Raw genomic sequence first — 13,246 nt, 5'->3', positions numbered from 1 at the left:
CCTGTCCCAGCCGTCCGGGGTGCGGGGGAGATGTCTGTTCTGAAAGGGAATCACGAAAAAATTGAGATATTTCTTACAGCATATTTTTCCCCTTCTGCTGTTGCCCCTAGCGGCTTGTCTGACGAACGCACAGACGAAGTCGTGCGTGAGGAGTTCAGCCGCGTTAACAGCAGAAGGGGAAAAATATACTGTTAGAAATATCCAATTTTTACGTCTGACCGCTCAGAACAGACACCTCCCCCGCACCCCGGACGGCTGGGACAGGGCGGGAAAATCCCCCGGAGCAAAACCCCAAAGCCTTCCGGATTACAATCCCCCTATAAAATGCGATGAAAAAATACATAACTTTTGGAAATTCTCTTTACAATATATGTAGGCGGGTGTTATTATAAGTGGTAATGAAAACTACGTGTAATTGTAGTGAATAATCGGAGGAATCAATGAGTTATAAAATTGTAGTGGACAGTTGCTGTGAATTGCCGGATGAACTGAAAAAAGATCCCCGTTTTGAGATTGTGCCTCTGGGGATTGAAGTAGGGGACTGGCGGATACAGGATGATGAGACCTTTAATCAGGCAGAATTTCTGAGAAGAGTGGCGGAGTGCCCTGAGTGCCCCCGTTCCTCCTGCCCTTCACCGGATAGATATAAACAGAGCTTTGACTGTGATGCGGAGCACATCTACGTTGTCACGCTGTCTGCGAACCTGAGCGGAAGCCATAACAGCGCAGTGCTGGGAAAGAATCTTTACGAGGAAAAGCACCATGATAAGAAAATTCATGTGGTGGATTCCAAATCAGCTTCCGGCGGCGAGGCGCAGATTGCACTGAAGGCAATGGAACTGGAGGAAAAAGGTCTGGCGTTTGAGGAAATCGTTCAGCAGCTGGAAGCTTTCCGGGATGAAATGAATACGTATTTTGTCCTGAACAACCTGGAAACACTCAGAAAGAACGGCCGCCTTACCGGCGTGAAGGCCCTGGTGGCTTCCACACTTAATATCAAACCTGTAATGGGAGCCACGGAGGAAGGAACGATCATTCAGCTGGGACAGGCCATCGGGTTGAAGAAGGCGCTGCAGAAGATGGCGGATATTGTGGCCAGGGAAACAGCGAATCCGCAGAAAAAATGCCTTATGATTACACACTGCAACAATCTGGCAAAGGCCGAGAGCGTGCGTGACATGATTCTGGCAAAGGCCAAGTTCGCGGAAGCCAGAATCCTTGATACTGCAGGAATCAGCAGCATGTATGCCAATGACGGCGGGATTATCATCGCAGTCTGACAGAAAAAGTATTCCCGGCGCACAGGAATTGACCGTAAGGAAATGCTGCAGAAGTTCCAAAATCCATCGCCAAAGGCGGTTTAGGATGGATTTTGCAGTAGTTGCAAGAGCTGTTAAAAATTAAATGAAAAAAGGAAAAACGGCGCTGCCAGCAGGCGGAGCCGTTTTTAGATCGGTAAAACATATTATGATATGGTAACTGTAAAGAAATAGATCTGCAGCCTTACTCAGCCGCTTTCCCTTCATTCCTTCATTTCCGCGGCCATCTGGCGAAGCGCCTTTTTGCTGGAAGGCGCAATTTTAATTTTGTGCCCGTCCGTCATGGTCAGATGGAAGGCGGAAACCTTATCCACATACTTTAAGTTGATGACGGCGCTGCAGCCGATCATGGCCAGCAGGCCGGATTCGCTCACCCGGATGAAGCCCAGATCAAGCTTGGTGGTGCCCCTTGCGGAATAGTCGATATCGAAGCCCAGGGTGGCGCTGAAATTAAGCATGTTGGCAACACACTCCCTGTTTCCGCCGTTTGCCAGATGAATGCGTATATAACGGTCATCGGGATAGGCGTACATGATTTCTTCCTCCGTCAGATAAAAGGCTTCCGTATCCGTACGGAATTCCATCCGCTTTTCCTGGCTGTTTTTGATGGTGAGAAGGGTCTCCACGACTTCGGTCAGCTCTGCGGGCTGGATAGGCTTGTCCATAAAAAAGCAGTTGTCAGGCAGGTCCGTTTCCTCCCTGTAATTGATTTTGGAGCAGCAGAAAACGATGGGGAGGGTATTCCCGGCGTTTCGCAGCTCCCGGGCGATTTCCGCCGCATTGCAGCCGTCCTCAACCATATCCATAAACAGGCCGTCATAGATCATGGGAGTTGACAAAATGGCGCTGCGGTTGCCGAAGGAATCCACGTAAAGAACCCCGGTGGTATTCAGCCTGCGGTCCGATTCCCGCCCAAGAAGCCGTTCCATTTGTTTCCTGTCCGCTATATTGTCATCACATACCGCTAGATGCATTGCTTTTTCCTCCTCTTTGTATGTTCAGATTTATGGCGTGTCCGCCCGGCGTTTTGCACCGCTGTGATGCTTTATTTTGCGGCCGCACAGCAAAAAGCCCGTCTGACTGTTCTGCCAGACGGGCGGATTTCTTTTGCTACATAAGCGTGAAATGTACTGGTGCCGCAAACAAAAGATAAAGTATCACTGCCAGCTGAACAATCAGTATGGCAGGCATGCCGAAAACGAAGCTTTTATGCTTGGTTTTATGACGGAAGGTATACATCCCGGCGATACAGCCGATGCTTCCGCCCACCAGGGCGGTGAGAAAAAGATTGGCTTCCGGGATACGGAACGCGCCTCTTTTTGCCTTCCGTTTGTCGATACCCATCATGGCAAAACCCACTATATTCACTATTATAACATAAAGAAAAAGAATTAAAATAACATTCATGGGAAATCCCTTATTTATTTTTTTCGATTTCCTGCTGCTTCATGGCGCGTACCTTGCTGGAAAGGCCGAACAGATTGATAAAGCCTTCTGCGTCATGATGGTCGTACAGGTCACCTGTGGTAAAGGAAGCGATGGATTCGTTATACAGGGAATAAGGGGAGGTGGTGCCTGCCTTGATGATATTTCCCTTGTAAAGTTTGAATTTCACTTCGCCGGTTACATTTTCCTGGGTGCTTTCGATGAAAGCCTGGACAGCCTCGCGCAGAGGGGTAAACCATTTTCCTTCATACACGATCTGTGCGAATTTATTGCCCATATCAAGCTTCGTGGTGGTGGTTTCACGATCCAGGATCAGCTCTTCCAGCTGTTGATGAGCTTCGTAAAGGATGGTTCCTCCGGGAGTCTCGTAGACGCCGCGGGATTTCATGCCTACCACACGGTTTTCCACGATATCCACGATGCCGATGCCGTGCTTGCCGCCCAGCTCGTTCAGCTTGCGGATGATATCGGAAACCTTCATTTTTTCACCATTGATGCTGGTGGGGGTTCCTTTTTCAAAGGTCATGGTTACATATTCGGGTTCATCGGGCGCTTTTTCAGGAGTGGTTCCCAGTACGAGCAGATGCTCATAGTTAGGCTCGTTGGCAGGATCCTCCAGCTCCAGTCCTTCATGGCTGATGTGCCACAGGTTACGGTCACGGCTGTAGCTGCTGTCTGCAGAGAAGGGAAGGTCAATGCCGTGCGCCTTGCAGTATTCGATTTCGGATTCACGGGAATCCATGGTCCACTTCTCATTTCTCCAGGCTGCGATGATCTTTAAGTCGGGAGCGAGTGCCTTGATACCCAGTTCAAAACGGATCTGGTCATTTCCTTTCCCGGTAGCGCCGTGGCAGATGGCGGTAGCGCCTTCCTTACGGGCGATTTCCACCAGCTTCTTAGCAATCAGGGGCCTTGCCATGGAGGTGCCCAGCAGATATTTGTTTTCATAAACCGCATGTGCTTTTACGCAGGGCATAACGTATTCATCACAGAATTCGTCGATAACATCCAAAACGTAAAGCTTGGAAGCGCCGCAGAATTTTGCTCTTTCTTCAAGACCGTCCAGCTCTTCCGCCTGTCCGCAGTCGATGCAGACGCAGATGACTTCATAGTCAAAGTTTTCTTTCAGCCACGGGATAATCGCTGTGGTGTCAAGTCCGCCTGAGTAGGCAAGGATTACTTTTTCTTTCATTATGTTCCTCTTTCCTGCCGCAAAAAACCGGCATGCTTATTAATTATGTGAAATTTCAGGAGCCCTGGCCTGTGGCCGCCGGCTCATTTGTTCTGGAATTAATATACAACAAAACTTTTTAGAATGCAAGTGAAAAAATATGCATTTTTTTAAGTGTTTTTTATGAAAAATATGCATAAACTTTAAAAAACTATTGCATATTATGCAAAACGGACGTATAATTATGCGAAAACCGGGGATGCCACCGTGACTATGCGGGATGGAAAAGACAGAAAAGGTTGAGTTTCGGGCGGATTCTGATTATACTGGTTTTACCGGAAAATATCAGCCGGATTCTGACAGTATCTGTGAGATAACTGAAAACTGAACGGTTAAGGGAAAGGAATGGAAGGAAAATGATAAAAGCAGGAATTATTGGAGCGACAGGTTATGCGGGAGGAGAGCTGGTAAGACTGCTGACGGCCCACCCTGATGTGGAAATCGTATGGTACGGCTCCCGCAGCTATATTGACAAGAAGTACTATGAAGTCTATAAAAACATGTTCCAGATAGTGGATGCCGTATGTCTGGATGATAATATGGAAGAACTGGCAAAGCAGGCGGATGTGATTTTTACCGCCACACCCCAGGGCTTCTGCGCGTCCCTTATTAATGAAGAGATTCTTTCCAATGCAAAGCTTGTGGATTTGAGCGCGGACTTCCGCATCAAGGATGTGGCGACCTATGAAAAATGGTACGGCATTGAGCATAAGGCTCCCCAGTACATAGGAGAAGCCGTCTATGGGCTGTGTGAGATCAACAGGGAGGCGGTGAAAAATGCGCGCCTGGTGGCAAATCCCGGCTGTTATCCCACCTGCTCCACTCTTTCCATCTATCCTTTATTAAAGGAAGGACTGATCGATCCGTCCACCGTGATTATTGATGCCAAGAGCGGTACTTCAGGGGCCGGCAGGGGCGCCAAGGTGGATAACCTTTACTGTGAGGTCAACGAGAATATCAAGGCCTATGGCGTGGCAAACCACAGACATACGCCGGAGATCGAGGAGCAGCTTTCCCTGGCCGCAGGAGAGGAAATGCTGATAAATTTCACACCTCATCTGGTTCCCATGAACAGGGGCATCCTGATAACGGCTTATGCTTCCCTGAAAAGTACGCTGCAGCCGGACGGCACCCGGGCCTTTCCTTCTTATGAAGAGGTACGGGCGGCTTACGATAAATACTACGACAAGGAAAAATTCGTCCGCGTTCTGGATAAGAATGTATGCCCGGAAACCAAATGGGTGGAGGGCAGCAACTATGTAGACGTGAATTTTAAAATCGATGAAAGAACCGGACGCGTCATCATGATGGGAGCTATGGATAACCTGGTGAAGGGCGCGGCAGGACAGGCGGTGCAGAATATGAATCTCATGTTCGGTCTGCCGGAAACCAAGGGGCTGGAGCTGGTTCCCATGTTCCCGTAAGGAAACCGGCCGGCGGAGGAGCAAGCATGAGATTAAGGCCTTATCAAAAAAGAGATGCCGCCGTTATAGCAGGCTGGAGCACGGATGAGAGAACCCATGCGCTCTGGTGTGCCAACCTGATTCCTTTTCCGGCAGCTGCGGAGGAGTTTCACGCATATGCCCGGAGGGCGGAGGAAGAATATGGAAACAATGGCTTTACCGCGCTTAAGGATGACGGAACGCCTGTGGGATATTTCAGGCTGGGAATCAATCCGGATACCGACAGCGGGTTTCTGGGATTTGTGATCATAGATGGAAAAGAAAGAGGAAAAGGCTGCGGGGAACAGATGCTGCGCCTGGCAGTCAGATATGCATTTGAAATTGCAGGCCTGCATTCGGTGGCCCTGAATGTTTTTGACTGCAACAGGGCGGCGGAAGGTCTTTACCGGAAGCTTGGCTTCCGGGAAGCGGAGAGAACCCCGGAATGCTTTGCATTTCAGGAAGAAAAATGGGGAAGAATGCGGATGGAGCTTGTTGTGGCAGATGTATAAGTGCAAGATAATTGTAATTCTAAGGCAGGGTGGTGAAGCGCCGAATGCCGGAAGCCTGAGGCTGGGAGGAATAAATGGATCAGAACAGTATTGCGGATTTCGTAAAAGGATTTTGCCCGGAGATTAAAAAATATGAGGCGTATTACTACGGATATCCGGAAATCGCGGATGAGCTTTGCGAGCTTGTGCTGACCGGAGAAAAAAGAGCTACCACCAGCCTCCTTAAGCTCTATGAACTGGAGCAGGAGCCGCTTCCGTGCGCCGGAGACTATTCCGTCATCCTGGACAGCGCACAGCGGCCCCGTTGCATCACCCGGATCACAAAGGTAACACAGGTGCGTTTTTGTGATATTACCGAAGAATATGCGCACAGGGAGGGCGAAGGAGATAAATCCCTGGCCTATTGGAAAAAAGCCCACAGAGAGGCATTTTCCCGGGAGTGCAGGGAAGAGTGCGGAATTGAATTTACCGAAGACATGATTTGCGTCTGCGAGGAATTTGAGGTGGTTTACCGGGGAGAGAGCGAAAACAAACAGTAAATGATTGTGGATGTGGGGTGGTTGCCAGGAAGGAATTGACAGAAGGTACGGATAGGCGTAAACTGTTGAAGGTTTTTAAAGTTGTAAGAACTGGCAAAATTTAATCGCCCAACACATCAGATAAGTTTCCATACTATATTGGCGCTGGATACCCTCACATTCCAAAGGAGTGAAAAAATCCATGGCAGAAAAAAAATAACAGTGCACTGTTTTTTACATGCAGTCTCATTGAATTTATCGGACGCAAGGTTCTGCAGCCTCGTAAATTTATTACGGATGCCCTTGGTAAGGAGGCTATTGAAAGAATTTATGATTATGCGGATGTTTTTCATTGTGAACCAATAGCAATATTGGAGACTGTAGGGTGGATGCAGGCTGAACTGTAATTTCTTTAGTAAAGGAAAAAGCTTATGGAACGAGTAACCCATGAATTCCAGCCTGTTTTCAACAGGGATTCCCGTGTCCTGATACTGGGAACCTTTCCTTCCGTGAAATCCAGGCAGCAGCAGTTTTACTACGGCCATCCCCAGAACCGGTTCTGGAGGGTGACGGCGGCGCTTCTTAAGAAAGAGGTACCTGTAACCATTGAAGAAAAGAAGAAAATGCTCCTTGACGGCCATATTGCCATCTGGGATGTGATAGATACCTGTGATATTGAAGGATCCAGCGACAGTTCCATCCGCAATGTAAAGGCCAATGACATCGGCGGCCTTCTGGCGCAGACCTCCATCCGGGCGGTGTTTGCCAATGGGGATAAGGCGTGCCAGCTTTACCGGAAATACTGTATGGAGCAGGCCGGCAGGGAAATTATCAGACTGCCCTCCACAAGCCCGGCCAATGCGGCATGGACGTTGGAAAAGCTCATACAGGCCTGGAGCGTGATTCGTGAATATATGTGAGTACGCGGTGAAAGCAGACATCCGCTACATCCCGCAGCGTTTAAAAAGGCCTGGAGAAAATTGCAGATACTCTCCAAGGCATGTGGCAGTCCCATTTACCAGACTGCCGAAATACATAAAGAAGTGAGGAATTACAAACATGGTACGAACAATGAACATTGATGATTATGACGAAGTAAGCCGGCTGTGGCATAAAATCAAAGGATTTTCCATCCGCAGCATCGACGACTCCAGAGAAGGCGTGGAGCGCTTTCTGCAAAGAAATCCGGAAACCAGCGTGGTAGCGGTGGAGGATTCAAAAATCGTGGGAGCAATTCTCTGCGGGCATGACGGCAGACGCGGCTGTATGTACCATGTTTGTGTGGATCCGGAATACCGGATGCGGGGAATCGGCAAATCCATGGTGGTTTTTGCCATGAATGCGCTGAAAAAGGAGAATATCAGCAAGGTATCCCTCATTGCCTTTACCAAGAATGATGTGGGAAATACCTTCTGGCGCTGCATCGGCTGGACGAAGCGGGAGGATCTGAACTATTACGATTTTGTACTTAACACTGAAAATATAGAGCGTTTTAACGACTGAAGCGGCAGCGGGGATTTCAACCCTGCCCAAAGGAGGAGAATATGGAACATATCAAAGGAGGCGTGACCGCTGCAAAGGGGTTTATGGCGGCCGGCGTGGAAGCAAATGTGAAGTATAAGAACAGGAAGGATATGGCGATGGTATACAGCCAGGTTCCGTGTAAGGCGGCGGGTGTTTTTACCAGCAATGTGGTAAAAGCGGCGCCGGTGGTATGGGATCGGGAAAAAATTAATACCTCCCCCTATATTCAGGCCGTGGTGGTGAATTCGGGAATCGCCAATGCATGTACGGGACGTCAGGGCTACGCTTACTGCCAGGAAACGGCAGACGCCGCCGCAGGCGCGCTGCAAATCCCCGGGGATTGTGTGCTTGTAGCATCCACAGGCGTTATCGGCATGCAGCTTCCCATGGACAAAATCACCGCAGGCGTGGCGGCTCTGGCAGGCTGCCTTAAGGATACGCAGGAAGCCGGGACCCAGGCGGCGGAAGCGATAATGACCACGGATACCATTTCCAAGCAGGTGGCTGTGCAGTTTGAGGCCGGCGGCAAAACCGTGACCGTAGGCGGCATGTCCAAGGGCAGCGGGATGATTCATCCCAACATGTGCACCATGCTGGGCTTTGTAACCACGGATATCGCCATTTCCAAAGAGCTTTTGCAGGAGGCATTAAGCGCGGATGTGGTGGACACCTTCAACATGATTTCCGTAGACGGCGATACCTCCACCAACGATACGCTGGTGGTACTGGCAAACGGCTGCGCCGGAAACCCTGAGATCACGGAGAAAAACGAGGATTACCTCCATTTCTGCCAGGCGCTTCACGAGGTAAACGAAACGCTGGCAAAAATGATGGCAGGGGACGGTGAGGGGGCTACCGCGCTGTTTGAGACAAAAGTCATCCATGCGGCAAATAAAGAGGACGCCAGGACGCTGGCCAAATCCGTCATCTGCTCCAGCCTGACCAAGGCGGCCATTTTCGGCCACGACGCCAACTGGGGAAGGATTCTCTGCGCGCTTGGCTACAGCGGAGCCAGCTTCGATCCGGAGGCGATTGAGCTTTTCTTTGAAAGCAGCGCGGGACGGATTCAGATATATAAGGACGGCCAGGCCACGGATTACAGCGAGGAGGAGGCCACTAAAATCCTTTCCTGCCCTGTGGTGACTGTTGTTGTGGATATGAAGATGGGCGAATCGCAGGCAACTGCCTGGGGCTGCGACCTCACCTATGATTATGTAAAAATCAATGCGGATTACCGCTCCTGAGAAAAATAAATTGTGCAATGAAAGCATTCATACAGGCCTGCGTATTTTGCAGCGCAGACCGTATGAATACGCAGAGGAAGAAAGCATCCGGTCCACCGTGCGGCGGTTTTAAAAGGACGGATGCAAACATGTGATGGGAGAGCGAAGATGGAACAGAAGGAAATGGATCAGGTAATGCAGAAGGCATCGGTGCTGATTGAAGCGCTGCCTTATATTCAGAAATTCAACCGTAAAATTATTGTGGTAAAATACGGCGGAAGCGCCATGAGCAATGAAGAGCTGCAGAGGAACGTCATCAAGGACGTTACCCTGTTAAAACTGGTGGGCTTCAAGCCGATTATCGTGCATGGCGGCGGAAAGGCCATCAGCAAATGGGTGGGCAAGGTAGGCAAGGAAGCCAGGTTTGTGAACGGCCTGCGCGTGACGGATGAGGAAACCATGGAAATCGCGGAAATGGTCCTGGGCCGTGTAAACAAGAATCTGGTGACCATGGTGGAGGAGCTTGGCGTCAAAGCCGTAGGTATCAGCGGCAAGGACGGCGGCCTTCTGAAGGTGGATAAAAAATATGCGGACGGCCAGGACATCGGCTTTGTGGGTGATATCAAGGAAGTGGATCCCAAGGTGCTCTATGACCTTCTGGAAAAGGATTTTCTCCCGATTGTGGCCCCGGTTGGGCTGGATGATGATTTCAATACCTACAATATCAATGCGGATGATGCCGCCTGCGCCATTGCCAAGGCGGTGGGAGCGGATAAGCTTGTTTTCCTTACCGATATTGAAGGGCTGTATAAGGATATCAATGACAAATCCTCTTTTATTTCCCGGCTGACTGCCGGACAGGCGGAGGAATTAATCAACGGGGGAATCATCGGCGGTGGCATGCTGCCCAAGCTGAACAACTGTACCTCAGCCATCCGCAACGGCGTTAACCGGGTGCATATCCTGGACGGAAGGGTTCCCCATTGCCTGTTGCTGGAAATTTTTACAAACGAAGGCGTGGGAACGGCGATTATATCCGATGATGAGGAAGTGTAGGAAGCGGTAAAAAGGAGAGAATGGCATGAGTGAAAAAGCTTTGAGCATGAAGGAATATATCGAAGAGGCGGAAGCCGCTCTTTTACATACCTACAACCGGTATCAGGTGGTTCTGGATAAGGGCGACGGCGTTTACCTGTATGATATGGAAGGCAAAAAGTACCTGGATTTCTGCGCCGGCATCGCTGTTTTTGCCCTGGGCTATAATAACAGGGAATATAACGACGCGTTGAAGGCACAGATCGATAAAATTATCCATACCTCCAATTATTATTACAATGTGCCTGCTGTGGAGGCGGCTGTGAAAATGAAAAAGGTTTCCGGCATGGACAGGGTTTTCTTTACCAACAGCGGCGCGGAGGCCATTGAAGGCGCTTTGAAGGCAGCCAGGAAATATGCATATCTGAAGGACGGACGCACGGATCATGAAATCATTGCCATGGAGCATTCCTTCCACGGCCGTACCTTCGGCGCGCTTTCCGTGACGGGAAATCCCCATTACAGGGAAGCCTTTGAGCCTATGATAGGAAATATCCGTTTTGCGCAGCTGAATGATTTTGACAGCGTCCTTTCACAGGTGACGGATAAAACCTGTGCCATCATTATGGAAACCGTGCAGGGAGAAGGCGGTATTTATCCTGCGCAGGAGGAGTTCCTGAAAAAGGTTCGCGCCCTGTGTGATGAAAAGGATATCCTTCTTATTCTGGATGAGATCCAGTGCGGAATGGGGCGTACAGGTTATATGTACGCTTGGCAGCGTTACGGCGTGAAGCCGGATATTATGACGACGGCAAAGGCTCTGGGCTGCGGCGTTCCGGTGGGCGCATTCCTGATGACGGAAAAGGTGGGAGCCCATTCCCTGACAAGCGGTGACCATGGCACCACTTACGGAGGGAATCCGCTGGCCTGCGCGGCTGTGAGTAAAGTTCTTGATTTATTCGAAAAGGACAATATAATAGATAATGTAAGACAGGTCGGTGCATATCTGGAAGAAAAACTGGCCGCCCTGGTGGATAACTATGATTTTATTGAGGCTCACAGAGGCGTGGGACTGATGCAGGGGCTGGTTTTCTCCATCCCTGTTGGGGATATTATCAGCCGTGCGCTTGAAAAGGGGCTGATCCTGATCAATGCGGGAACCAATATTATCCGTTTTGTGCCGCCTCTTGTGATTACCCGGGAGAATGTGGATGACATGATCGTAATCCTCAGGGACTGCCTGGATGAAGTAAAAATATCGTAGCCTCCGGCAGCCCTATTGTTCTGTTTGTCTGCCGGACGGTATTAAAAACGCCCCGAAAAAAGGAGATTTTGCATGAAGCTTTGGAAAAGAATTGCAGCCGTGGCAGCGGTCGCGGCGGCCGCCGGTGTATTGATTTATTATGGGATCGCAAGCGACAGGCTGGCTGATCTTGCCAAAATACCCGACAACGCCCTGCTTAGTAAGCCTACGGTGAATTTATGGTATACGGACGAAGCCCTGAGCGATTATCTGGGCAGCGTTGCCCTGGATTTTTCAGAGGAAAAAGATGTCCGTGTGATTCCGAAGCTGGTATCGGGCCTTGAATATCTGGAGACGATCAACCAGGATTCCCTGCAGACCAATTCTTATCCGGATTTATATATCATAAGCAATGACTGTCTGGAAAAGGCTTATCTTGCGGGGCTGGCAAGTCCTGTGAAGGATGAGGCGGGGCTTGTGAGCGAAGAGAATTTTTCCCGGCCGGCGCTGGAGGCGGTGACCTATAAGGACAGGCTGGTCGGCTATCCCTTTTATTATGAGACAAGCGCGTTGATTTATAATAAGACTTATATGGAAGCGCTGGCGGCGGCTTCTCTGGAGGCTGAAGCGGATGCGGCGGAAGGCGAGGCCGCCATGGAGGCGCTGAATGAAAACGGTGAGCCGCTGGATGCAGGCAGTACGGAAGGGGCGGCTGAAGAGGGACAGGACGCAGAGGGCGAAGGTGAAGCCGGTGAGCCGGAGACGTTTGTCCCTGAGGAAGCGCAGCTGGAGGAACGGATTAATGCAATGATCCCGTCTACAATCGATGATATCCTTTCTTTTGCGGACAGCTACGATGCGCCGGAGCAGGTAGAGGCTGTTTTCAAGTGGGATGTGGACGATATTTTTTATAATTACTTCTTTGTGGGGAATTATATTGATGTGGGCGGTTCCTGCGGTGACGATACGGAAAGTATTGATATTTACAATCTGGATGCCATCCGGTGCCTGATGGCGTATCAGGATTTGAATCAGTTTTTTTCCATTGATCCGGATGAGGTGGATTACGATTCCGTAATTCAGGAATTTATTGATGGCAAGCTGGTTTTTACGGTGGCTACCACGGATATTGTGGGCAGGATCGAGGAAGCGAAGAAGAACGGGGAGTTCCCGTATGAGTATGGGGTGACGAATATCCCCAATATCAATGGGGAGCTGAAGACGCGCAGTCTTTCCGTGACCAATGCGGTGGTGGTGAACGGCTACAGCCAGAAAAAGGACATTGCCAATGAGTTTGCCGCTTATCTGACCGGGGAGCGTGCGCAGAATCTGTATGAGCGTACGGGCAGGATGCCGGCCAGGAAGGGCGTGAGCTTTGAAAACCCCCAGGCGGAGGCGTTTGGCAGGGAGTATGCGCTGTCGGTGCCGATTCCGAAGATGATGGCAACGAGTAATTACTGGGTGCAGATGGAAATTGCTTTTACCCGGGTATGGTCGGGGGAAAGCGCGACGGATACGTTAAAAGCGCTGTCTGAAAAGATTATGACGCAGGTGACGGGCCAGCCTTTTGAGGAAGAGTATATCGAGGAGCCTGTTGAGGAGACGGAAAGCTATATCGGCGAGGAAGAGTAAGGATTGCCGGTTACCGCAGAGGGACTGTGCGGCTGCGAATAGTTTTGAATAAGTTGCCAATCGTATGGGCAGAATGTAGAAAAGGGCGGGGCTTCAGATGGCGCTGCAGCGGTTTGGAAAC

The 13,246-nt window shown here is 50.1% G+C and carries 14 protein-coding genes; 11 read left to right on the top strand and 3 right to left on the bottom strand.

Translation table 11 applies throughout. The features are described 5' to 3' along the window. Nucleotides 1-195: hypothetical protein (locus HMPREF1548_RS30265; RefSeq protein WP_021638135.1), on the top strand; the 195-nt coding region annotated here is incomplete at its 5' end. 245 nt (nt 196-440) lie between these two features. After that, nucleotides 441-1,280, top strand: a complete 840-nt coding sequence (locus HMPREF1548_RS19175) for a DegV family protein (RefSeq protein WP_021638133.1) — start codon at nt 441-443, stop codon at nt 1,278-1,280. A gap of 242 nt (nt 1,281-1,522) precedes the next feature. Here HMPREF1548_RS19175 and HMPREF1548_RS19170 read toward each other — a convergent pair whose 3' ends face one another. The 3 genes from HMPREF1548_RS19170 to HMPREF1548_RS19160 all read right to left on the bottom strand — a co-directional run bounded on the left by HMPREF1548_RS19170 (nt 1,523) and on the right by HMPREF1548_RS19160 (nt 3,957). Then, complete coding sequence (locus HMPREF1548_RS19170; protein ID WP_021638130.1) at nt 1,523-2,293, bottom strand: LytR/AlgR family response regulator transcription factor; 771 nt, start codon at nt 2,291-2,293, stop codon at nt 1,523-1,525. 136 nt (nt 2,294-2,429) lie between these two features. Further along, the gene (locus HMPREF1548_RS19165) at nt 2,430-2,726 is read right to left on the bottom strand and encodes a DUF1294 domain-containing protein (protein WP_021638128.1); all 297 of its coding nucleotides are present in this window, start codon (nt 2,724-2,726) and stop codon (nt 2,430-2,432) included. A gap of 10 nt (nt 2,727-2,736) precedes the next feature. After that, nucleotides 2,737-3,957 carry an argininosuccinate synthase gene (locus tag HMPREF1548_RS19160; RefSeq protein WP_021638127.1) on the bottom strand — a complete coding sequence of 407 codons (1,221 nt, stop codon included), beginning with the start codon at nt 3,955-3,957 and terminating at the stop codon, nt 2,737-2,739. Nucleotides 3,958-4,352: 395 nt separating this feature from the next. Between HMPREF1548_RS19160 and argC the strand changes: the two genes are divergently transcribed. The 9 genes from argC (at nt 4,353) to HMPREF1548_RS19110 (ending at nt 13,125) form a co-directional block, all read left to right on the top strand. After that, nucleotides 4,353-5,420 (top strand): N-acetyl-gamma-glutamyl-phosphate reductase, encoded by a 1,068-nt coding sequence (argC, locus tag HMPREF1548_RS19155; protein WP_021638125.1) that lies wholly within the window; start codon nt 4,353-4,355, stop codon nt 5,418-5,420. A 26-nt stretch (nt 5,421-5,446) separates the two neighbouring features. Then, nucleotides 5,447-5,950, top strand: coding sequence for a GNAT family N-acetyltransferase (locus HMPREF1548_RS19150; protein WP_021638124.1), 504 nt, complete (start codon nt 5,447-5,449; stop codon nt 5,948-5,950). 74 nt (nt 5,951-6,024) lie between these two features. Beyond that, entirely contained in the window at nt 6,025-6,489 is a 465-nt protein-coding gene (locus tag HMPREF1548_RS19145; RefSeq protein WP_021638123.1) for an ASCH domain-containing protein, read from the top strand. Nucleotides 6,490-6,899: 410 nt separating this feature from the next. After that, complete coding sequence (locus HMPREF1548_RS19135) at nt 6,900-7,388, top strand: DNA-deoxyinosine glycosylase (protein ID WP_025490709.1); 489 nt, start codon at nt 6,900-6,902, stop codon at nt 7,386-7,388. A 139-nt stretch (nt 7,389-7,527) separates the two neighbouring features. Beyond that, a complete protein-coding gene (locus HMPREF1548_RS19130; RefSeq protein ID WP_025490710.1) occupies nt 7,528-7,971 on the top strand; it encodes a GNAT family N-acetyltransferase in 444 nt (147 codons plus the stop codon). Between the two features lie 41 nt (nt 7,972-8,012). Further along, nucleotides 8,013-9,236: a bifunctional glutamate N-acetyltransferase/amino-acid acetyltransferase ArgJ gene (gene argJ / locus HMPREF1548_RS19125; protein ID WP_021638119.1), complete on the top strand. Its 1,224-nt coding sequence runs from the start codon at nt 8,013-8,015 to the stop codon at nt 9,234-9,236. A 147-nt stretch (nt 9,237-9,383) separates the two neighbouring features. Then, a complete protein-coding gene (gene argB / locus HMPREF1548_RS19120) occupies nt 9,384-10,271 on the top strand; it encodes an acetylglutamate kinase (protein WP_025490713.1) in 888 nt (295 codons plus the stop codon). A 40-nt stretch (nt 10,272-10,311) separates the two neighbouring features. After that, nucleotides 10,312-11,514, top strand: a complete 1,203-nt coding sequence (locus tag HMPREF1548_RS19115; RefSeq protein WP_035322970.1) for an aspartate aminotransferase family protein — start codon at nt 10,312-10,314, stop codon at nt 11,512-11,514. A 72-nt stretch (nt 11,515-11,586) separates the two neighbouring features. After that, nucleotides 11,587-13,125, top strand: coding sequence for a sugar ABC transporter substrate-binding protein (locus HMPREF1548_RS19110; protein ID WP_021638115.1), 1,539 nt, complete (start codon nt 11,587-11,589; stop codon nt 13,123-13,125). Nucleotides 13,126-13,246: the final 121 nt, after the last annotated feature.

Origin of the sequence: Clostridium sp. KLE 1755, from assembly GCF_000466465.2 — a bacterium.
Taxonomy (GTDB): Bacteria; Bacillota; Clostridia; order Lachnospirales; family Lachnospiraceae; genus Eisenbergiella; species Eisenbergiella porci.
This window is presented reverse-complemented; position numbering and strand designations above follow the sequence as displayed.

Bases quoted from the DNA above. Each gene is read 5' to 3' on its own strand.
- HMPREF1548_RS19175 (WP_021638133.1), top strand. From the start codon at position 441: ATGAGTTATAAAATTGTAGTGGACAGTTGCTGTGAATTGCCGGATGAA.
- HMPREF1548_RS19170 (WP_021638130.1), bottom strand. From the start codon at position 2,293: ATGCATCTAGCGGTATGTGATGACAATATAGCGGACAGGAAACAAATG.
- HMPREF1548_RS19165 (WP_021638128.1), bottom strand. From the start codon at position 2,726: ATGAATGTTATTTTAATTCTTTTTCTTTATGTTATAATAGTGAATATA.
- HMPREF1548_RS19160 (WP_021638127.1), bottom strand. From the start codon at position 3,957: ATGAAAGAAAAAGTAATCCTTGCCTACTCAGGCGGACTTGACACCACA.
- argC (WP_021638125.1), top strand. From the start codon at position 4,353: ATGATAAAAGCAGGAATTATTGGAGCGACAGGTTATGCGGGAGGAGAG.
- HMPREF1548_RS19150 (WP_021638124.1), top strand. From the start codon at position 5,447: ATGAGATTAAGGCCTTATCAAAAAAGAGATGCCGCCGTTATAGCAGGC.
- HMPREF1548_RS19145 (WP_021638123.1), top strand. From the start codon at position 6,025: ATGGATCAGAACAGTATTGCGGATTTCGTAAAAGGATTTTGCCCGGAG.
- HMPREF1548_RS19135 (WP_025490709.1), top strand. From the start codon at position 6,900: ATGGAACGAGTAACCCATGAATTCCAGCCTGTTTTCAACAGGGATTCC.
- HMPREF1548_RS19130 (WP_025490710.1), top strand. From the start codon at position 7,528: ATGGTACGAACAATGAACATTGATGATTATGACGAAGTAAGCCGGCTG.
- argJ (WP_021638119.1), top strand. From the start codon at position 8,013: ATGGAACATATCAAAGGAGGCGTGACCGCTGCAAAGGGGTTTATGGCG.
- argB (WP_025490713.1), top strand. From the start codon at position 9,384: ATGGAACAGAAGGAAATGGATCAGGTAATGCAGAAGGCATCGGTGCTG.
- HMPREF1548_RS19110 (WP_021638115.1), top strand. From the start codon at position 11,587: ATGAAGCTTTGGAAAAGAATTGCAGCCGTGGCAGCGGTCGCGGCGGCC.